At 44.8% G+C, this 20,788-nt stretch carries 20 protein-coding genes and 1 tRNA gene; 2 read left to right on the top strand and 19 right to left on the bottom strand.

What is annotated here, in order from left to right; translation table 11 throughout:
* Positions 1-36: 36 nt before the first annotated feature.
* From AABS66_RS17095 to AABS66_RS17085, 3 genes are all read right to left on the bottom strand, one after another.
* Positions 37-597 (bottom strand): carbonate dehydratase, encoded by a 561-nt coding sequence (locus AABS66_RS17095; RefSeq protein WP_206083802.1) that lies wholly within the window; start codon positions 595-597, stop codon positions 37-39.
* Positions 587-1,504 carry a GTP cyclohydrolase FolE2 gene (folE2, locus tag AABS66_RS17090; protein ID WP_404461288.1) on the bottom strand — a complete coding sequence of 306 codons (918 nt, stop codon included), beginning with the start codon at positions 1,502-1,504 and terminating at the stop codon, positions 587-589. Before folE2 ends, AABS66_RS17095 begins: the two co-directional genes overlap by 11 nt.
* Before the next feature lie 161 nt (positions 1,505-1,665).
* Positions 1,666-3,687: an NADPH-dependent 2,4-dienoyl-CoA reductase gene (locus tag AABS66_RS17085; protein ID WP_206083609.1), complete on the bottom strand. Its 2,022-nt coding sequence runs from the start codon at positions 3,685-3,687 to the stop codon at positions 1,666-1,668.
* A 223-nt stretch (positions 3,688-3,910) separates the two neighbouring features.
* Between AABS66_RS17085 and AABS66_RS17080 the strand changes: the two genes are divergently transcribed.
* Positions 3,911-4,507: a GNAT family N-acetyltransferase gene (locus AABS66_RS17080; protein ID WP_206083803.1), complete on the top strand. Its 597-nt coding sequence runs from the start codon at positions 3,911-3,913 to the stop codon at positions 4,505-4,507.
* Between the two features lie 61 nt (positions 4,508-4,568).
* Here AABS66_RS17080 and AABS66_RS17075 read toward each other — a convergent pair whose 3' ends face one another.
* On the bottom strand, positions 4,569-5,642 hold the full coding sequence (locus AABS66_RS17075; protein ID WP_430225209.1) for an NAD(P)H-dependent amine dehydrogenase family protein: 1,074 nt from the start codon (positions 5,640-5,642) through the stop codon (positions 4,569-4,571).
* Between the two features lie 358 nt (positions 5,643-6,000).
* Here AABS66_RS17075 and AABS66_RS17070 point away from each other — a divergent pair.
* Positions 6,001-6,077 (top strand) — tRNA-Ile (locus AABS66_RS17070).
* 121 nt (positions 6,078-6,198) lie between these two features.
* Here AABS66_RS17070 and AABS66_RS17065 read toward each other — a convergent pair.
* From AABS66_RS17065 to AABS66_RS16995, 15 genes are all read right to left on the bottom strand, one after another.
* Entirely contained in the window at positions 6,199-7,842 is a 1,644-nt protein-coding gene (locus AABS66_RS17065; RefSeq protein WP_430225208.1) for a thiamine pyrophosphate-binding protein, read from the bottom strand.
* Positions 7,843-7,883: 41 nt separating this feature from the next.
* A complete protein-coding gene (locus AABS66_RS17060; protein WP_430225207.1) occupies positions 7,884-9,353 on the bottom strand; it encodes an aldehyde dehydrogenase in 1,470 nt (489 codons plus the stop codon).
* An 11-nt stretch (positions 9,354-9,364) separates the two neighbouring features.
* Positions 9,365-10,156: an aspartate dehydrogenase gene (locus tag AABS66_RS17055; RefSeq protein ID WP_206083613.1), complete on the bottom strand. Its 792-nt coding sequence runs from the start codon at positions 10,154-10,156 to the stop codon at positions 9,365-9,367.
* 11 nt (positions 10,157-10,167) lie between these two features.
* Entirely contained in the window at positions 10,168-10,962 is a 795-nt protein-coding gene (locus AABS66_RS17050; protein ID WP_206083614.1) for an SDR family oxidoreductase, read from the bottom strand.
* The gene (locus AABS66_RS17045; RefSeq protein ID WP_430225214.1) at positions 10,959-11,801 is read right to left on the bottom strand and encodes an alpha/beta fold hydrolase; all 843 of its coding nucleotides are present in this window, start codon (positions 11,799-11,801) and stop codon (positions 10,959-10,961) included. The genes AABS66_RS17050 and AABS66_RS17045 overlap by 4 nt, the downstream gene beginning before the upstream one ends.
* Positions 11,802-11,816: 15 nt before the next feature.
* Positions 11,817-12,329, bottom strand: coding sequence for a cupin domain-containing protein (locus AABS66_RS17040; RefSeq protein ID WP_206083618.1), 513 nt, complete (start codon positions 12,327-12,329; stop codon positions 11,817-11,819).
* Between the two features lie 26 nt (positions 12,330-12,355).
* Positions 12,356-13,636, bottom strand: coding sequence for an MFS transporter (locus tag AABS66_RS17035; RefSeq protein WP_206083619.1), 1,281 nt, complete (start codon positions 13,634-13,636; stop codon positions 12,356-12,358).
* 18 nt (positions 13,637-13,654) lie between these two features.
* A complete protein-coding gene (locus AABS66_RS17030; RefSeq protein WP_404461278.1) occupies positions 13,655-14,869 on the bottom strand; it encodes an NAD(P)/FAD-dependent oxidoreductase in 1,215 nt (404 codons plus the stop codon).
* A 1-nt stretch (position 14,870) separates the two neighbouring features.
* Positions 14,871-15,800, bottom strand: coding sequence for a VOC family protein (locus tag AABS66_RS17025; RefSeq protein WP_272539271.1), 930 nt, complete (start codon positions 15,798-15,800; stop codon positions 14,871-14,873).
* 107 nt (positions 15,801-15,907) lie between these two features.
* The gene (locus AABS66_RS17020; protein WP_206083622.1) at positions 15,908-16,684 is read right to left on the bottom strand and encodes an IclR family transcriptional regulator; all 777 of its coding nucleotides are present in this window, start codon (positions 16,682-16,684) and stop codon (positions 15,908-15,910) included.
* A gap of 32 nt (positions 16,685-16,716) precedes the next feature.
* Positions 16,717-17,472, bottom strand: coding sequence for an SDR family oxidoreductase (locus AABS66_RS17015; protein ID WP_206083623.1), 756 nt, complete (start codon positions 17,470-17,472; stop codon positions 16,717-16,719).
* Positions 17,465-18,505, bottom strand: a complete 1,041-nt coding sequence (locus AABS66_RS17010; RefSeq protein ID WP_206083624.1) for an aromatic ring-hydroxylating oxygenase subunit alpha — start codon at positions 18,503-18,505, stop codon at positions 17,465-17,467. The genes AABS66_RS17015 and AABS66_RS17010 overlap by 8 nt, the downstream gene beginning before the upstream one ends.
* Before the next feature lie 54 nt (positions 18,506-18,559).
* Positions 18,560-18,868 (bottom strand): recombinase-like helix-turn-helix domain-containing protein, encoded by a 309-nt coding sequence (locus AABS66_RS17005; RefSeq protein ID WP_430225206.1) that lies wholly within the window; start codon positions 18,866-18,868, stop codon positions 18,560-18,562.
* Between the two features lie 2 nt (positions 18,869-18,870).
* Positions 18,871-19,185 (bottom strand): non-heme iron oxygenase ferredoxin subunit, encoded by a 315-nt coding sequence (locus AABS66_RS17000; RefSeq protein ID WP_206083626.1) that lies wholly within the window; start codon positions 19,183-19,185, stop codon positions 18,871-18,873.
* A 266-nt stretch (positions 19,186-19,451) separates the two neighbouring features.
* On the bottom strand, positions 19,452-20,381 hold the full coding sequence (locus AABS66_RS16995; RefSeq protein WP_206083627.1) for an MBL fold metallo-hydrolase: 930 nt from the start codon (positions 20,379-20,381) through the stop codon (positions 19,452-19,454).
* Between the last annotated feature and the right edge of the window lie 407 nt (positions 20,382-20,788).

Below are 20,788 nucleotides of genomic sequence, written 5' to 3'. Positions count from 1 at the left end.
AGGCAGAATAGATATTCTGCCTTTTTTGTTTTTGAATTAAAATTCATTACGTAATCGGCGATAGCCTTCAACTAACTGAACATTGGTTGCCGCGACTTCCTCCGAAAATTGCAATGAAGCGCGATCAACTTGTTTGAAACCCGATAAATCACTGTGCCCGTTAACATGTACACAAGAGGGAATATAGCGAGCAGGGGGAAGTGTTAGGCCGTCAACCACCGCGTTGTAGCGGATTACACAGTTTTCGCCAATCACACAATTAAATAAAACGCTATTGAAGCCGATAAAAACTCGCTGTGCAATCTCGCAAGGCCCATGGACAATGGCACGATGAGCGATAGACGTGTGTGACCCGATATGTACGCCAGCACCACTCTTGGAGTGGATCACTACGCCATCTTGAATATTTGAGTGCGAGCCTATCACTATGGGTGACATATCTCCGTCTTCATTCAGTTCATCTGCGCGGATCACCGCATAAGGCCCCACATACACGTAATCTTCAATAATGACTTTGCCACAAATAATCGCTGTTGGGTCAATGTAAGCCTTTTCAGAAACAACAGGCACATGGCCTGATGGGTTTTTACGCAGCATGGTCACCTCGTTTCCAGCTTGTGCGTGCAGCTGCATTGTGTGCATGCAAACTTTCTTGGTGGTCTATTTCAACGGTAACTTCGTCAAATTGGCATTGGTGACTAAACGCATTGATTAACCTTCTTGCCGCATCTTCACAGAACATTAAGTTTTGCCCATTAGTGATGGCAAATGCTTGCTCATCACTGCGTTTCACCACGGTTTGAACAGGTGTGAGAAGGATGTTTTCGATGCGGTTTATCAATTCAATAACGGGCAGTTCTTTCCCCTCGACGTTTAAGGTTACAGTAACCCACGCCCAGCTTCTTTGGCTATGAGGTGTTGCAGGCAAGCCTTGCTTAACCAGCCAATCAAGGACTTGAGCTTGCGGTAATAGGGGCGCTTGGTTATCAAAATCCAGTGCAAATTGCTGTTGCATCACTTGGGCACAAAGCGCGGTTGAACTGGGGCAGGTAGAAGAATAAGGCACGCCAACCTTTAACATAATAGGGAATGAATTTTTAAAATTAACATCTATTTCAATAGGATAAGACTTCCAACCAAACTGATTAGAGACTAAAGAGCGGCGAGATAGCAATATATCACCATAAATACGAAGATAAGCTTTAGAGGATGTTTGAATATGAGAAGACAACGCCTGTTCTAACGTTTGCCTTAGCAAATCACAAGTTAATTCACTTTGGGTAAGTGCATCTAGGGATTGGTAAAGACGAGACATATGAATGCCTTTTTGCCCTTGGAAATTAATCCCAATATCGACATTTGCATTAACAGGGCGACCTGCTAACTCGATGGGTAAGGCAATCCCTGTCATACCCACCCAATCAAGCCCTATTTGGCTGTGAGTATCACTTTGTAGTTGTGCATCTGCGAGTGGGGTGGTGAGTGTTTCGGTAGTCAATGACATAGAGCCTCAGTAATTTAGAATGCGAAGGATATGTTATAACATAACAATTGGTGGCGTTAAAGTGAGGTAAACATATAAATAGCACTGGGTCTTTGAGATAGGTATTAAATTTTCCCTCTTGCTCAATACATTCAACCAAGAGGGAAAAGGGGGAGGGAGAGTTAAAGCTGATAAGCGATTTTCATGCCTTGTTCGATAGCCCTACGCGCATCCAGCTCTGCGGCCACATCTGCTCCACCAATGACATGGGCATCAATTCCATGTTCAGCGAGCTGAATTTTTAATGGGCGATAAGGCTCTTGCCCGGCACATAACACCACGTTATCGACAGGCAAACACTGCGTTTTATCTTGATAACGAATATGCAACCCCTCATCGTCAACACGCATGTATTCCACGCCATTGAGCATTTTTACACCGCGCTTCATCAGTGACAATCGGTGAACCCAACCCGTTGTTTTTCCTAGTCCTGCCCCTACCTTGCTATTTTTTCGTTGCAATAAATAGAGCTGGCGAGGCGACCCTACGGTATTTTTATTCTTCGGGTAAATTCCCCCTGTTGAATGAATAGTTGGGTCAATGTTCCACTCTTGATTAAACAGTGAAGTATCTAGGCTGCTACTTTTACCTTCTTGCGTTAAGAGTTCTGCTACGTCAAAACCAATTCCCCCAGCACCAATAATGGCCACATTTTTACCAACTGTTTTCTGGTGGGTGATAACGTCAATATAGGAAACCACTTTGTGATGCTCAACGCCTTCTAGCTGAATTTTACGTGGAGTGACGCCAGTGGCAATAATGACTTCGTCAAACCCTGAGAGGCTTTGTGCATCAGCGTATTGCTCAAGGCGAACATCTACATTTAGCAGCTGTAATTGGCGGCAAAAATAGCGGATGGTTTCATGGAACTCTTCTTTGCCAGGAATTTGTTTGGCTAAATTAAATTGCCCGCCAATCTGGTTCGATTTTTCAAATAAAGTCACTTTATGACCGCGTTTGGCCGCATAAATGGCACATGAAAGCCCTGCAGGGCCTGCACCAACAATTGCAACAGACTTACTTTTAGCTGCTTTTTCATTGGGATAATCCATTTCCCTGACAGCTTGGGGGTTAACTAGGCAACTGGCAAGCTTTCCACTAAAAATCAAATCAAGGCAAGCTTGATTGCAGCCGATGCAGGTATTGATTTCGTCAGCACGGTTTTCGGCGGCTTTACGGACAAAAGCTTCATCTGCAAGGAATGGACGGGCCATTGACACCATATTTGCTTGCCCATTAGCTAGAATTTGTTCGGCAACAAATGGGTCATTGATACGGTTTGTGGTAATCAATGGAATATTCACTTTGCCCATTAATTTTTGGGTGACCCAACTGAATGCGTGGCGAGGGACTTGTGTTGCGATGGTTGGGACGCGGGCTTCATGCCAACCAATACCCGTATTGATCATACATGCACCTGCTTTTTCAATTTCGTTAGCAAGGTATTCTATTTCTTCCCACGTTGAACCGTCCTCCACTAAATCTAACATCGAAAGTCGATATATAATAATAAAGTTAGCCCCAACAGCTTCACGAATGCGCCGTACAATTTCAATAGGAAAACGAATACGATTTACGTAGCTGCCACCCCATTCATCAGTTCTATGATTTGTGCGTTTTGCAATGAATTGATTAATTAAATACCCTTCAGAGCCCATCACTTCGACACCATCATAGCCTGCTTGTTGGGCTAATTTTGCGGTATTCACGAAATCATCAATGGTATTTTGAACCTCATCCTCTGAAAGCGCTCTAGGTGCAAATGGAATAATTTCGGCTTGAATAGCACTTGGAGCCACTAATAATGGGTGTAATCCATATCGACCTGCATGTAATATTTGTAGGGCGATTTTGCCATCCGCTTGGTGTACTGCATCGGTAATTGTGCGATGAAATGGCAGCTGAGCTGAGTTATTCAATACAGCACCATGGGCGGTTAGCGCACCTGCAGGGTTAGGTGCGATGCCTCCTGTAATAATCAGACTGACACCATTTTCAGCACGTAAACGATAAAAATGGGCAAGGCGCTCGCTACCCTCTGGATGTTCTTCGAGCCCAGTATGCATAGAGCCCATTAATATCCGATTTTTAAGAACCGTATGCCCCAAATCAAGGGGGGTAAAAAGGTGTGGAAAATTGCTCATATGATGCTCCCATTCGGGATTTATTTAACAGATCAGATGAGTTAACTGTAGCGTAATGATCTCGTAAATTGGTAAAGATGTTAAAATTTTGTGATTTTTATCATATGTTTTAGGTTAAATTGCTAAGTCAACACAGTTAAGTGACGTCCTTTTATTTTTATGTCATATAAAAAGATTAAAAAAGTAGAAACACATCGCAAAAAAGCCACATAGGGAAACCATGATGAAAGAGATTTGCCAAGCTATTACTTTAGAAGGTGAATGTGTTCGCCTTGAGCCTTTATCTCATCAATATGATGCAGAACTTGCGGCGATTATCCGTCGTGATGGGCTGCATAATTTATGGTATGCCTTAGTTCCCGATCCTGATAATTTCCCTCAAGATGTTGAAAGCCGTCTTGTACGTTTTGCACAAAAAGAGTGTTTGCCATTTGTGGTTATCGACAAACGCACGGGGAAACCTGTTGGCATCACGTCGTATAATAAAGTGGATAATGCCGTGCAACGGGTTGAACTGGGAGCAACGTGGTACGGTGTTGAGGTTCAGCGCACTGCAATTAATACAGAGGCTAAATACTTATTGTTAAAGCATGCCTTTGAAGAGTTAGGGTGCGTTGCGGTGGAGTTTCGCACTCATTTTTTAAATCATCAGAGCCGTAAAGCCATTGAGCGTCTAGGCGCAAAACTGGATGGTATTTTGCGTAGTCATATGAGAACCAAAACGGGTGAACTGCGTGATAGCTGTGTTTACAGCATTATTGCATCTGAATGGCCTGCCATTAAACACCATTTAGAATGGCAGATGGTAAAACCGCGCTAAGTCGCTTGTGAGTAAAAAGCCCACTTCATTCGTACATGTCGAAGTGGGCTTTACCGTTTAACTATAAGTATTCATGCATCGGTTTAGTCATATAGACATTATTTGGCATTTTTTCCGTGGTGGTATAGCCCGCGGGACTATTAATCAGCGCTGGGATACGGTTAACCAAATTCGCACAGGTTAGCTCAACCGTTGCTGGGTTATTCACCTCGATGGCAGTATCTGGTTCACCGATTAATTGCCAGCTATTTTTGTCACACTCATCAGCAGTTAAAATTTTACCAATACATTCAGTTTCGAGGGTCACACCTTCGGCCGTTTGTGTGATGACAACTGCGGATAATCCAAGGACATCACCTTTTTTCACCGTCATTTTCAGTGTGTCAGAATAAATATCGGCTTGTGCGATTTGTGGAACGCAGCGCTGTGTTTGGCTGATGATGGTTAAACCAAGGCGACTGCATAGCCAGCCATTTTGTGTCCACATGTAAGGTGGTGCATATTCTCCACTCTCAATTTTTTGGGAAATGACGTCATAAGGCAAGTCATTGTAATTACCAATTTGTTGGTTAAATTCATCGACGGTGAGCCCTGCACCGTGGCCGACTGCTAATGCTATCCCGTAATCTTCTACGTTATAACAGCTAGAACCTTTTATTTTCACCAGTTTGTGCATTGATCCTGCCAGTGTATCAATTAACACACCCCAATACATATCTGGATAGCCGCTTCCCGCTAAAGTACAATTATTTGCTTTAGCTAATGCATCAAGTTTTTGAGTGATCTCTGGGGATGAATTCCAAGGATAAAGCGCTTCTTCACCCGTAGAGATTGCGTTAACGCCGTGACGAGCGAACAATGAGAATGCGTCTTCTAAGTCAGCCATGGTACTGAGGGTTGCAATAATTCCGACATCAGGTTTTAAGGTTTCAAGGGCCTCATCTGCTTCATGGAGAGGCTGAACTTTTACACCTGTCGGCTTAGTACCTGCAATTTCGCCGATATCTTTGCCAATGACCGCATCGTTGATATCAAAAGCCGCGACAACTTCAGCGCCATGCTCTTGCAAGTAACGGATTAAAAATTTGCCCATTTTTCCGCAACCATATTGAACTGCACGTACTTTTTTCATCATTTTTGTCCTATATGCGAATTATCTATGAATCATATTGAGAGATCTAAGGTATAAAATTATTGTTCTATATCAATTAATTGAATAAAGGATGTTTAATAAAATTGATTGCCTTTATGTGGCCATTTATAGAGTGAATTTGATATAAAACAGTGCTAAATATAAATAAAATATATAAAAGCCAGTTTAATAAAAATTGGCAGTGGCGCAAAAAAAAGGAATATCATGGTTCGATTGATATGTTTGGGGAATGCTATTACGTTGAAATATAAGTGTGATAACGGTTTTGCACACAATTTCGCCATACGGTTTTGAAATACTAGACCTACGATAAAACTGCACGTATAATCCATCCCACTTTGGCCCCTTAGCTCAGTTGGTTAGAGCAGTCGACTCATAATCGATTGGTCACTGGTTCAAGTCCAGTAGGGGCCACCAAATTTTAGCTGTTAAATCAGCGCATTAAGCCACTTCTTAGTAAGTGGCTTTTTTGTATCTGATGAGTTGGCATACAAACAAAAAGAGCAGCCTTTAGCTGCTCTGGTTGGGTCTAAATCAATTAAAACAACTTTTTCTGTGGTGGGCCTGAGAAATTCATTTTGCCGATTTTATCCATGAGAACCTCGACCACGACAGGTTTTTTTAAATCAATAGCTTGCTGGAGAGTGGGTTTAAAATCAGTGGCTTTGTCGATGGTAAATGCAGTAATACCCATCGATTGAGCTAATTGATTGAATGAAGGCGTCAGTAATTCATTGTAATATTGCCTACCTGAGAAATATTTTTCCTGAATGCCTCGCATCACGCCATATCCATTATCATTCATAATAATCAATACGATAGGAAGTTGTTCTTGTGCCATGGTGGCCAGTTCGCCAATCCCTAACATCAAACCGCCATCACCGACAAGGCCAATAACCGAGGTGTCTGGGTTGGCTTTTGCGCTGCCAATCGACATTGCGAGACCCAAGCCAATTGCGCCAGCAAGGGAGTGAATATTGTGCATTGGCTCAGTGGCTTTTAATAACCGACTGCCCCATAAGCTCCCTGAGACCGTAATATCGCGCACAAAAATACCGTCTTTTGGTAGAACTTGTTCGACAGCATCACTGAGGCCACTATAAGCACCGCATTGTTCACGTAGTTGTTGCTCAGCTTGCTGAACGGCGTCTTGTACCTGTTTTTTCCAAGAATCAGAAACAGGGCGCTTGGCGAGCTCCATTTTGTCTGCCAGTGCTTCCAGTAAGGCTTTAGCATCGCCAGTAATATTGATATCAGCAATATAATTTCGATTGGCAGCTTGAGGGTCAATATCAAGTTGGATCAGCGGGCGCGGTAAGGGCAATGACCATGTTTTGGTTTCATTGCTGCGCAAACGGGAACCAACTACTAAGGACAAATCACAGCTGCGCATTAAGGCATCGATGGAATCTGCATTATGAAAGGCGCGTAAGCTAAAAGGGTGGTCATCGGGCAGAATCCCGCGTCCGTGGGTACTACTAATCACGGCAATACCTTGATTTGCTAAACGTTTTACGGCATCAGTGGCTTGTAATGCCCCTGCGCCAATCCACAATAATGGCTGTTTGGCTTGTTGAAGTTTCTCCCAAATAGTGTCGACGTGAGATGCGTTGCATGCAGGCAATACCGAGGGAACAACGGGGGGGCTTAATACGGAAATAGGCACTTGAGCACTTTGAATATCGATTGGGATTTCAATAGATACGGGGCCGCAAGGCACAGTTTGAGCGACTTGGATAGCTTTGTGTAAGACGGAGATCGCTTGCTCTGCACTGTGTACGCGAAAAGCTTGCTTGGAACTTGCTCGCAGGAAGCTGAGTTGATCCAGGGTTTCATGGATAAACCCTGCATCCATATCTAAATAGGCTTTTTCCACCTGACCCGTAATATGGATCATCGGTGAACACGCATTCATCGCTTCAATCATTGAACCAACGGCATTCCCTGCGCCCGCTCCTGTACTGGTTAATGCCACACCTAACCCGCGAAAACGGCTATGGGCATCAGCCATTGTCACCGCGCCCGCTTCGCCACGGCTTGGGGTAAAGTCGATGATCCCGCGGCGGCCAATTGCATCAGCAATGGGTAAATTATGAATCGAAATGACACCGTAAACCGTGGTGACTTGGTATTGCTCTAATGTTCTGGCGACGGCTTCGCCAACCGTAATCATGTCAGACATTATATTCTCCTAAATGCTTGAATAATCCTTTAACGGATTGGTTATTCACACCAACGGTTTGGTTGTGGGTTAAGTGCCAGAAACAGACTTTTTTGTTGCATATAGGCCTTGAGGCTTTCGATACCTTTTTCGCGACCAAGACCACTTTCCTTGAAGCCACCAAATGGGGTTGAAATAGAAAAAACTTTGTAGGTGTTGATCCAAACGGTGCCTGTTTCAAGAGCATCAGCAAGTTTAAAGGCGCGGGTATAATCACGCGTCCAAATCCCTGCCGCGAGGCCATACACGGAGTCATTGGCTTCTTGAATGAGTTCATCTTCGTTATCAAAGGGGATAACAACCAAAACAGGGCCAAAGATTTCTTCTTGGCAAACACGTGTTTGGTTATTTAAGCCTTCAATAATGGTGGGGCAATAATAGTTCCCCGATTGCAGGGCTGGGTCTGAAGGGATTTTCCCGCCAAGACGAATTTCTCCACCTTCTTGAATGGCCAGATCAACGTACGCCTGAACGCTATCGCGGTGAGCAGGGGAAATTAATGGGCCAATGTGTACGCGTTCTTGGCGAGGGTCACCGATAATTAGGTTTTGGGTTAATACGGTGAGTTTTTCCATAAATTTATCGTAGATATCACGGGCGACAAATAAACGTGAACCTGCAATGCACGCTTGCCCCATCGAACTAAAAATGCCGTAGCAAACACCGTGAGCAGCAAGGTCAAGGTCGGCATCGGATAACACGATCGTCGGGGATTTTCCGCCTAATTCTAACGAGGTGGTGATCAGTTTATCTGCCGCAATATGCGCCAGTTGTCGCCCTGTATTGGTGCCCCCTGTGAAGGATATTTTTCGTACTAAAGGGTGGCGTACGAGGGCATCCCCGATAATTGAGCCTTTTCCAGGCAGTACGCTTAACAAGCCGCTAGGTAAGCCCGCTTGCTCAAAGATTTCAGCGAGTTTTAACGAAATTAGTGGCGTTGCCTCCGCAGGTTTCAAAATAACGGCGTTTCCTGCGGCAATTGCAGGGGCAATTTTTTGCATATCACTGGCAATCGGTGAGTTCCACGGCGTGATCGCTGCAATAACGCCAATAGGTTGGTAAGTACTTATTGTCATGATATCCGTCTGGCGGCGAGGGGGAAGCTCTCCACCCAACACTTCACAAACCGCAGCAAAATAACGTGCGGTAGCCGCTGCACTTATCACAAGGCCACGGGCTTCAGCCCAGGGTTTCCCGTTATCTAATGTTTGTAAGTGGGTTAATTCTTCGCGCTGTTCGTCAATTAAGGTGCTGACTTTATATAAAATAGCCGCACGCTGGTGGGCGGGCATATTTCGCCATGAAGGCTCTCGCCATGCGGCTTCTGCGGCTACAATCGCATCCTCGACATCTTCAAGGCTAGCGCTATTTAGGGTTGCGACAATATGGTTGTCGCCAGGAAAACGCGATTGCATCTCTTTGCCACGGCCCAATTGCCATTTTCCGCCGACAAAAATATCCATTTTATTCATGATGTACTCCGTCAAATGGCATCCTGTTCAGCAACATGGCGGCAAATCGCCACCGCACTCAGTGCTGACAACATGGATGTTTTAGGGTTAGAGGGAAGTGGGTTGCCATTGAGTTCGATGCAAAATTGCCCAAAATCACCTTGTACTTCAATGCGATGGGTATTTTTTCTCGTGTTTGGGTCAACAATTAACTGTACTTGTGTGTCATCCATACCGATTCCGTAAAGGGCAACGGTTGCAGCAACATTGGCATTCGCTGGGAAGTTAAGTGCGGCCTCCCGAGCACTACCCGTAAAAAATACAGTTGCTTCAGTTACTTGGGATAAGTCGATAAATTGTTCGGCGGGGCCATTACGCCAACTCGCTGGGCTTTTGCGTGATTGATAAGTTACCTGCGTAATATTGGCCTCTTTCGCTGCACGCAGCCCATCAAGCCCTGCAATTGCTCCGGTTAGCGGAATTAATTGCCCATGATGTTGTTTGGCTAACGCGGTTAAATGTTGTGCCGTTGTGGTGTCAGCGAGTGCACCCGTTGAAATAATTGCTAGTCGCCAGCCCTTTTGTAAAACGAGGGGGGCGTACTGTTTAACGGCTTGATGGCTGGCACATTCCAACACAAGAGAGGGTTTTTCATTAACTTGGTTGATATCCTCAATCGGGGTGACTTCCCCATGAAAGCGCTTAAGAATAGCTTCGTGGTGATGCGCGCGTGCCACAATCCAGCGCAGCGTTATTCCACGAGGTAAGCGAGTAATCACCTCTTCTGCCATCGCGCCATAGCCAATTAGCATTAACGTTTTCATATTTCAATCCTTTAAATTTGATGGGCAAAGCCACCAGAGACATCCAAAGCGGCACCTGAGGTAAACGACGCCATCGGGGATGCTAAGAAAACCAGTGCACGAGCAGGTTCTTCAGGTTTACCCAAGCGCTGCATGGGAATGCCGCGGTTTTTGGCGATGTTGCCTATCCATTGTTCCCATGTGAGGTCAGTATCGCTGCGATTTTCGAAACGGCGTCGCCATTGGTCTGATTCCACCATGCCAAGTAAGATGGAATTGACACGGATACCTTTAGGTAACAATGTCTTAGATAAATTCAGTGTCATGTTTAATAATGCGGCTCTTGCAGCGGAGGTTGCGACCATGTGTGGCTCAGGTTGCAATGCTAGCAATGAATTCACGCAGGTAATTGATGCGATATTGGACTGTTCTAAGAGTGGTAAGAATGCATTCACTGGGTTTATCACCCCAAATAATTTCAGTTGGGCTTCATGTAGCCAAGCTTCTTCAGGGGTATCTGAAAAGCTGGCGACATAACCTTGACCTGCGTTGTTAATCAGTAAATCAACGTGCCCATATTGCTGGCGAACTTGTTCAGCAAAGGCCTCTGTTTGGGTTTTATCTAATACATCGCAGATTACAGCGGTAAAATTTCCTTGTGGGTATAAGGCCATTAATTTTGTTGTTGCAGCCTGTAATTTATCTTTATTTCGACCACAAAAGGCCACTTTGCACCCTTCGTCGAGTAATAATTTGACGGTCGCAAAGCCAATGCCAGAGCTTCCGCCAGTCACGACAGCCACTCGGTTATCTAATTGTAAATTCATGCGTTTTTCCTTTGCAAAGCGGCCGATAGAAAGTGAGTTAGGTGCTGGTTAAATTCAGCGGGTTGGTCAAGGTAGCTCGCATGACCCGCTTGTGGAACATAAAACAGCGGACACTGCTTCTGCTGCGCTAATCGGCTGACTTGCGAAGGCGGAGTGATGGTGTCCTCTTCACCAACTAGCATTTCGAGCGCACCAGTATAGGCCTTTAAATACAGGCTGATATCGTCATGAGCCAGCATCCAAGCGGCGGATAAAAAACCTGGTGGGTTGAGTTTTCTCATATTTTGCTGCACCCACTCGATTTTTTCTTGTGAAGCAGTGGGTGCAAGTAAGGCTGCCGCGCGGTTTTGTGCATAAGCCTCGATGCCTGAGCTAAACACAATATCGTGCCTTTGGTCATACACGCGGTTGCGTTCTTCAAGGCTTTTTGTTCCATAACCTTGTGCGGGGTTAGCGAGAAATAAGCCATTGACGCGCTGAGGATGTAAAGAGGCAAAAGCACAGGCCATTAAAGCCCCCAGCGAGTGGCCAACGAGGGTCACTTGCTGTAAACCCAGTCCATCAAGAAAGGCTTCTAACGCATCGGCGTAATCCAGTGCTACAGGTGTTTTTGTCGTCAATTCAAGGCTATTCATATAGCCAGGTGCATCCCAACAATAGAGATGATAGTGATGAGTCAGTGATGACGCCGTCAGTTGAGAAATCCATGAGGCCGATCCTGAACTGATACCATGGAGGAGGATCACTGGTTCACCTTGGCCTGCCTCCCGCCAATTAAGGCGATATTGACCAAAGTTGGCAAGCTGTAACTCGGGTAAATTTTCAATTGGCAGATTCATCACTGATTACTCCTGTTATCCGCGTTTCACTTTTGATAGTGGGTGGTCTTCTGGGTATGTTGGGATAGCGGGTTTTTGTGTCCCAATCATCACACACATTAAGGCCTCCTCTTCCCCGTGATTGAATAAGCCGCGGTAAATTCCCGCAGGGACAGAAATCAAATCACGTTCTTTTAATACCGTTTCATATTCTTCATCACCGTCTTTGATAAACAGCGTGATGGTGCCTTTTAGCATGAAAAAAACTTCTTCAACGTCAGGGTGCAAGTGCAGCGGCCCTTCACACTTAGCGGGTAAGACCATGGTGGAAAAGGTGAAGTTTTCTGCAGGAACAGTATTTACATCGCTTGCGACTCCTGTTGCGCCAGTGCCGATATAACGCATTTGTGCGCGGCGATATTTCGGGTCGTAATCGGCTTGGAATTTCAATGCGTTCCAATCGTATTTGCGCCCTTCAAGGCGGGCTACTCGGGATTCAATCCACTGTGCCATTGGGATCCCTTGTGGTTTGATTTGAGGTTGTGACATGGCGTTATCTCCTAAAAAGGCAGTGTTTAGTATTTTTTCAGTAAGGGGAGCAATAACAAGCTACCCACTAAACCAATAATGACGATAAATAACAGCCCACTATCCATAGTGTGGGTAACGGTAATCAACACACCCATTAATAGCGGTGCGGCAGCGCCAGCAAGGTTTCCAAGGCCATTGAATATCCCACCAGCAAGGGCACTGACTTGTTTTTGTGTTGCTTTAGCGAGTAATGCGAAAATGTTAGGAGCACCAGCTCCCCACATAAACATGCTGAATGCCATCATTAAAATGATGCTGTAGGTCTCAGTGAGGAACAGCACGCCCGCCAAACCAAGCACGGCACCCAACAACGAGATAAAACACACTAAGGCTCTGCGGTCGTAGCGGTCAGAAAGCCACGCGCCAATTGCTTCACCAAACAGCATGGCAATGAATGGGAGGGAAGAGAGGATCCCTGCGTGTTCCAAGTGAATGGATTTCCCTTTAATTAAGTAGCTTGGTAACCAGCCATTCATGCCCCAGAGATAGACTAAAAACGCAATGTTGAATATGCAGATAATCCAAAAATGGCTATTTTGAAATAGGCGTTTTTTATGAGCTTTCATTTCTGCAATTTGTTCTTCAGGTCGTTTTTCCCCTGATGCTGTTTTTAACTGAGCACTCCGATTGACCAAATTTGGGTGGCGAATTCCGAAGACCACCAACCACCACACGGGCACGGTAAAGGCTGCCATGACGAAGAAGGTGCTTTGCCAGCCAAAATTATTTAATAGATACAACGAAATAGGGAAACCTAGTGCTGCACCTAGCGGAGTGCCCAGCAACCAGAGCATCGTGGCTCGAGCCTGCATTTTGGGCGGGAAGGTGCGGCGGATAATGGCATAGGCGATGGCTAACAATGGCCCTTCGGCTATGCCGAGTAATACGCGTAGGAAAACCATGGTGCCATAATGGTGGGTAAATCCCATAAAGATCATTAAGAAGCACCAACTGCTGATCATAAATAACAACATTTTTGTGGGGTGAAAGCGGTCACCAATCCCACTCAGTAACATGGATGAAACGCCATACGCGAATAAGAAAGCGCTCATCAATAAGCCTAAACGAGTGGGATCAAAATCGATCCCCAGCGCTTGTTGGAACTTTTCGTCTGAAAACAGTGCAGCGATGCTAATTTTGTCGAAAAATGCCAGTAAAACGCAGGAAAATAGGCCGATTGGGATCAGCCAGTTCACTTTTTCTGGTGTATCCTGCGTACTTTGTGCATTTTCATTGGCGGGTATCGTGATACTTTGATTTGCCATGTTTTTTCCTCGCTGGCACTATTTAAGTGACATTAGTGAAAATGTGGGGTCGGCAAGCTCTGAGGGAACCAATTTACGCTGGCTTTGCAACCAACGTTTACCCAGTTTGATCGCGCGAGCATCATTAAACGCCACCATTTGAACCAATTCGTTAGCTTCATTTAATGCAAAGTGAACCTCTGAATTTTCGCTGTGGCGTTGGATGTGTTGCAGAGTCTGTGTGCTCGGGACTCCTAAAATTTGTATGTTGTCTTGGTATTGATCAGACCAAAGCCAAGCGGGTTCATTAAACCCTGCGGATTGCGGGTTAAGCATCGCTTTTGCTGTGGTGATGGCTTGGTTTTGCGCATAAGCCCAAGATTGCAAACATAAAGAAAGTGTTGGGTGGCATGCAACGTCCCCCGCGGCGTAGATGTCAGGGTGGGAGGTTTGCCCTTGAGCGTCGATCACGATGCCATGTGTGACCGTTAACCCCGCATCTTTTGCGAGCTCAAGGTTGAGCTCAACACCAATCCCCATAACGGCAAGGTCAAAGGACTGAGTTGGGTATTTTTGACAACCGATTTGTAAAGCGTCGTTGTCATCAACCAATTGAATATCGCCACAATCTGTAATGACCTGTACGCCAGCCTCATGATGGCGCTGCGCTAATGCGTCGGAGACACTTTGCGGAACACTGCGCTCACACAGACGGTTTTGGCGTTCAAAAATCGTCACATCAAGACCCATTTCCCGTGCAGAAGCTGCGACTTCTAAGCCAATCCATCCACCGCCAATGATGGCAATTTTTTTTGCGGATAAGAGGCTGGAGCGTAGTGCTTGGGCATCATCCCATGAGCGTAGGGCAAATACGTTAGGGTGTTGTTGCCATGCTTTTGATAGATAACGAGGACGGCCACCTGTTGCAATAAGCAGTTTATCAAAGCTAACTAACCGCCCATCATTGAGATAAACACACTTAGCTTGCGCATCAATTCGCTCGGCTCGAATGGGTCGAAACCACTGCAGGTTCAATGCTCGGGTATCATCTTCACTAAATAAACGCGATAAAACAGCGTCTTCTTGCGTGAGAACTGCTTTTGACAGTGGAGGACGTTCGTAAAAATCGTGGTTTTCATCACTGATCACCGAAATAGTGCCTTGATAGCCTTGTTCTCTGAGCGTTTTTGCAGCCCAGCCACCAGCTTGGCCACCGCCAATAATGACAATACCGCCTTGAATTAGAGTGCTCATCTTATGACTCCTTGGCGGGTTTAACTTGGCGGCGTGTTTCATAATCTAAGCCACCTTCAACCGCCCATTCGGTAAATGAAACCAGTGAGTGTTCCAGTTCCCTTGGCTGCCATTTTTCCGTGAGGTAGTCGTCGTTGGTGTAGTATTCGAATGCGCCGCCCGTTGGGCTATTGACGTACCAAAAATAAGCGGACGAAATCGGGTGGCGACCTGGACCAATAAAGGTACTCCAATGATGGCGGTTCATAGCTAAGCCCCCACCAATCACCTCGTGAATATCCCGAACAGTAAAGGCAACGTGGTTCAAGCCACTGCCGCGATGCGGTAACTTGAGTAAGAACAAATTATGGTGGCAGCCATTAATTTGAGCGCGTAGGAAAACGGCGCGATCGATGTAGCGATCCGAAACTTGGAAACCTAGCTTTTGGCAATAAAATGCTTCTGTTTCAAGGAGGTTATCAACAAAGAAAACAACATGACCCACGTTAATAGGTGTAGCTTTTTCATAAATTGGGCTAGGTTCATCAATGCGGCGAATGTCTCCCCATTGATTGATACCTGTGACGTCGAGTTGGACGTCTTTTTGTTGTGAAAGGCAAAAAGCGACAGTCATGCCATTAGGATCGCGGCATTGTGCGCCAGAAGATGTTCGCTCAAATCCATCACATTCCTGAATATTATCAATAATTTGATTTAGGTTAGTGAGGTTCTCAACGCCCCATGTAATGCGCCTTAAGGTTGATCCCGTTTCAAAAGGTGCAGGAAGGGAAGCATCATCAAGGGGGAATAATGCCAGCTCGGCGCCTGATAGAGTGGTAAACACGTTTGGATTATTGTTAGAAACATGTAAGCCAAAGTCATGTAAAAATTTTTGGCAGGCTTTAAGGTCTTCAACGCCAAATTCTAATTTTTCTATTCCAATCACTGACATAGCTTAATCCTCTGTAGGTTGGTGTTATTGCCTGATACGTTTTTTGGGCAAAGGAAAGCCGAGGCTTATGGCAATAAACCGAAAAATGGGTAAGTTTTTCGCTAACGCTAAATCACTTTGGCTGGGATGATGCCGCCAATAAATTCAGTTAGCTTTTGTGCTGCACTGCGCACTTCATTTTGCAAATATTGGCGCTCCTGCACAGGGATGCTGTCCATGGGAACCATGATACTGATTGCCGCTTCGACCCCGTTGTCTTGGTTGTAAACAGGATAAACAATGGAGGAGATGCCACGGCGATAAAATGATTCACCGATAACATAACCCCGCAGTTTGTCAGCTTGGATCATGTTCCAGAATTCGTGTTTGCTGCCCGCGTTATCAGGTAGCTCTTCATCAGGGTAAAGAGCATCAAATTCTGTAGAAGAAAGCCCGCTTAATAGCATTCGCCCTAAAGATGTTCGATGAGCTAATAAGCGTGTGCCGACGCTGACATGGTTAATTTTTGATTCCGCACCGCTGACGCGAGCGATGTAAATAATGTCTCGGCCATCGCGAATTACAAGATGGCTATTGCACTGGCTTCGGTCTCGCAAATGTTCAATAATCGGTTGGCCTAATTGGGTTAAATCAAGAGAGGCGATATAACCGAGACCAAGGCTAAGTACTTTGCGACCAAGTGAAAATGCCCCTGTTCTCGGGTGTTGGACAAGGAAATCCAAATGTACCAAGGTTTGTATCGCGCGATAAGCCGTGGCTTTAGGCATATCGACTAAGCGTAGGATTTCGGCAAACGTGAGCTCGCGGTGCTGCTGTGCGAGCAAGAGAAGAAGTTGCAATCCTTTTTCCAGACCAGGTATCAAGTACTTACATGTTGAATTCAATGCCTTAACCTCGCCGCCCACGCGGTCATCAATTAGTTAAATACAAAGCCGCCGTTGACGGGGATGAGCTGCCCCGTCACAAAATTAGCCATATCAGAAAGCAAGTACAATGCAGTACCAGTGACATCTTCAGGTAATTGCTCCCCTTGTAAGGCGCGACCATTTTCATAAAGCTGGTGGCGTTCTTCAGGGACATATTCAGTGGCTTCAACTTTTGTCAGCCCTGGCGCGATCGCATTAACGCAAATGCGGTGTTGGCCTAACTCACGGGCCATTGAGCGAGTCATACTGATAATTGCCCCTTTACTGGCGACATAGGCCATTAGCCTTGGCGCCCCCCAAAGGGCAGTATCAGACGCAATATTGACGATTTTTCCATGTTGGCTTTGCTTTAATAGCGGTAACGCCGCTTTTGTTACCAGCCATGTTCCTTTGACATTTACAGTCATGACGCGATCCCAAAGCTCAAGATCGTATTCATCTAAGGCTTTACCCCCCACGCCAGTCGCAAGAGCCGCATTGTTGATCAACCCATCAATGGCACCTTGTTGGGAGATGTGTTCAAAGGCTCGGCGAATAGAGGCGGGATCAGCAAGATCGATACAGTAACTTTGTGCATCAAACCCTTGGCGGCGCAATGTTTCGGTACTTTCTTGCAAACGTTCTTCAAGAATGTCGCACAGAATGACCTTAGCGCCTTGTTCTGCGACGGCTTGGGCAAAGCTAAAACCCAGCCCCCTTGCCGCGCCAGTGACCACAATACGTTTTCCCGCCAATAGGTTATGCATTTTCAGTTTCCTTACTGTAAATCAGTTCAAACTGTTTTTTGGCTTCACGCTGCATGATGCGACGAAGACGGGATAAACCGACATCGTGTTGATAGAGAAACTCATGGTTACGCGCATTTGGTGCGAGGTTTTCTAAAATAATGCGGTCTTGCTCTAACACATCCCAATGCAGCCCCTCTAAGCGGTTACGGTACATAAAGCGCCAGAGATCGCGTTGCCAGTCTTTGACTTTACGAATTCGCCAGAAGAATACGCGGCAGTGATCTTTATCTTCTGGAACGACCATGCCGATGATCCAAAAGTGCCCACCTGGTCCAAAACGTTTTTGATATGGGATGGATAAACGAAGCCAGTTTGCACCTGTGCTGGCAAACTCCACCCAGTCGAAGTTGACACCAATTTGATCATTCTTACGAAAAATAAAACCCGTTTGAGTGGCTTCAAGGATCATCTCAGACTGTTTATCCCCTTCAGCCATGGAGTGTGACGAAGAGTGTAAATAGGTGCCATGCATCGGATCCATCACGTTTTCAAGGGCATACTGATAGTTGCATTTCCAAGATGCAGTGCAGAGGAAGTGGCTGTGGTTTTCGTTATCGGCTAATTCTTCAGGGAATTCAAGCGCTGGCGGCGTTTCCCCTTCAATCACAGCAAAATAGAGGAAAATCGCACCGTGAACTTCCTGAACTGGGTAGGTTTTTAAGCATTTTTGGCCTTCAAGAGGGCATTGGCTAACCGCTGGAACGTCCTTGACAATACCATCTCCGCCTACTTCAACGCCGTGGTACCAACAAGCAATGCGCTCACCAAGGTTCCAGCCCATGGATAAACGTGCACCGCGGTGAGGGCATCTATCTTCTAAGGCATGAATTTGGCCTTTATCATCGCGCCATAAGACAATTTGCTCTTCAAGGCGAGTGATGCCGATGGGATTACTGCTGACTTCCCAGCTTGATAATACGGGGTACCACTGTCCTCGTAGCCCCACATCTAAATACGCTTGATAGTTTTGAGGTTGTGTATTCGTTGTCATAATTTGCTTCCGATTATCAAAGGTTATTTTTATTTTTGTATAAATTACAAAGTATTAATATCCATTAACGAGCAAAAATTCGCGGAAACTGCTGGATGTCCATGCGTGACCTTGCCGGTCAAATAATTGTTGTTGGTTTAAAGCTTCAACGAGGGCTTCGAGAGTTTCCGTTCCTGATGCAAATAAATTTTCTAATGCGGCGATCAACGCTGTTTCGTATTCATCTGGAAGTCGCGATCGTGTTTGCCAGACAATATTTGGCGCACTTCCAGGTGCTTGAATACTCCCTTTTCCACCTTCTCGAGCAGGAGTAATTTGGTTATTTGCGGGGAGGTAAGGATTAATATTTTGAATCGGTTCCATGTTTACTCCTCAATTAAGCTAATTTCGATTTGGTTTTCATGAATGCGAGTTTGATAGGTTTTTAAATCTCGACCACCAGGTTCTCGCAGACATTTTCCTGTTTTGATATCAAAGATGGCTTCATGTAGGGGACACTCAACTTTTCCATCTTCAACAAACCCTTGGCTGAGTAGGGCATAAGCGTGAGGACATACATCTTCTAAAGCGTAATATTGGTCTTCAACCAAAAAAATACCGATTTCGTTGTTATTAACTTTGGCTGAAAAGGGAAATTCTTCTTGAACTTGTGAAACATCGCACACAGCAATCCAGCTCATTTTTTTCTCCTCTTAATACGCAGTAACATTTTGTTTCATATACGAAACGTTGTTTATTATTTAAAACCAGATTAAATGTAGGGGTGATTAATAGTCAATCGAATGTTGACTATATGTAAAATATTCGTTTCAAAATGTGGGGTGTGTCGAGCTTATTGCGTTGTTTAGTTTCATATAAGAAACAGAAGGGGATTTATCAGCGATTGTGTGAGTTAATATCAGAGCCAATCATAGCCACAAGGTAGCCTGTGGCTATTTTGGTTACATTATTTTAATTCAAACCGTTGTAAGTCTTTACTTACGGTGACTGGGCCAGAGTATTGCTTTCTAACCTCCTTGATCCAAACTTCATCAGTAATCGATGGGTCATCTGCGGGAACAAGGTGGGTGAGCACCAAATGTTTTACATTGGCTTCCTTCGCGATTCTACCGACCTCTTCTGCGGTGGTGTGATGGGAAATAATCGCTTTTGCAAGGGTCGAGCCATTGCCAATTCGGTTTGCTAAGTTTTCAACGCCAGAAACCAGCACGACTTCACTGACTAAAAGGTCGGCATCTTTGGCAAATTCAGTAATTTGTTTATTATCAATCATATCACCCGTGATAACGACGGTTTTCCCCTCTGATTGGATTTTATAGGCCAGGGCTTCATCGGAATTAAAAGGGGGATGGGGCACAAACAACGCACTGATTTTCACACCGTCTTTATCAACAACAACACCTTCAGAAATATCTTTGGCGGTGACCATATTACGTAAATCAGGTTTGCCTTCATCTTTAATACGTAAATCAATATCGCGCTTAAAGGTGTCCCAAACACCTTTGGTCATGCTCTCTGTACCCACTGGACCATACACCGTAACAGGGTGGTTTAGCCCACTGTTCCATGCATTTAATAATAACGCAGGGTAATCGGCAACGTGGTCACTGTGCAGGTGAGTAATAAAAATTGAGTCGATATTTTTTAGCGGGGCTTTGGATTGAACTAAGCGCAAAGTTGCGCCGTATCCTGCATCAAAAAGATAGGTTTTATCCCCTTTAATAAATGCTGTCGATTGCGGTAAGCGAGCTTCACTTAATATGGATGGCCCACCTTTTGTTCCAAGGGTAATAATTTCATCGGCATTAGCTAAAGAACTTGAACCGAATAATGCCGCCGCGAGAGATAGAGAGATAAACAGTGGTTTGATTTTCAAAATAGTACCTCTTTTTATTATTAATGAATTTACACTGGTATTGAATAATTGTAATTAAAATCTATATGTTGCTAAATTGTTAACATGTGAATGAGCTTACTTTTGTTTGGGTGATGTGACTATCGTTCTTTAGGATTAATTATAAGGTTTTTTATTTAACCTATTAATAACAGTGAGTTAAATGACATTGGAATTCTACGGTTATATAAACTGACTTTATTATTTAATTAAGAAAGAGAGTTTATTTAATAATGCAATTTAAATTAGATTTAAAAACTAATAGGAATGAGTTTATTAAGTTTTATTAATTAGAGTTATTGGAAATATAATGAATCAACGAATTTAGCGATGTAATTCCCCATATTTTCTTATGTGTATCCCACCTTTTTTTGATCTCACGTGAAGTT

This window comes from Providencia sp. SP181, assembly GCF_050446505.1.
GTDB lineage: Bacteria > Pseudomonadota > Gammaproteobacteria > Enterobacterales > Enterobacteriaceae > Providencia > Providencia vermicola.
Note: the sequence above shows the minus strand (reverse complement) of the source record. Positions and strands in the feature narration are given on the sequence as shown.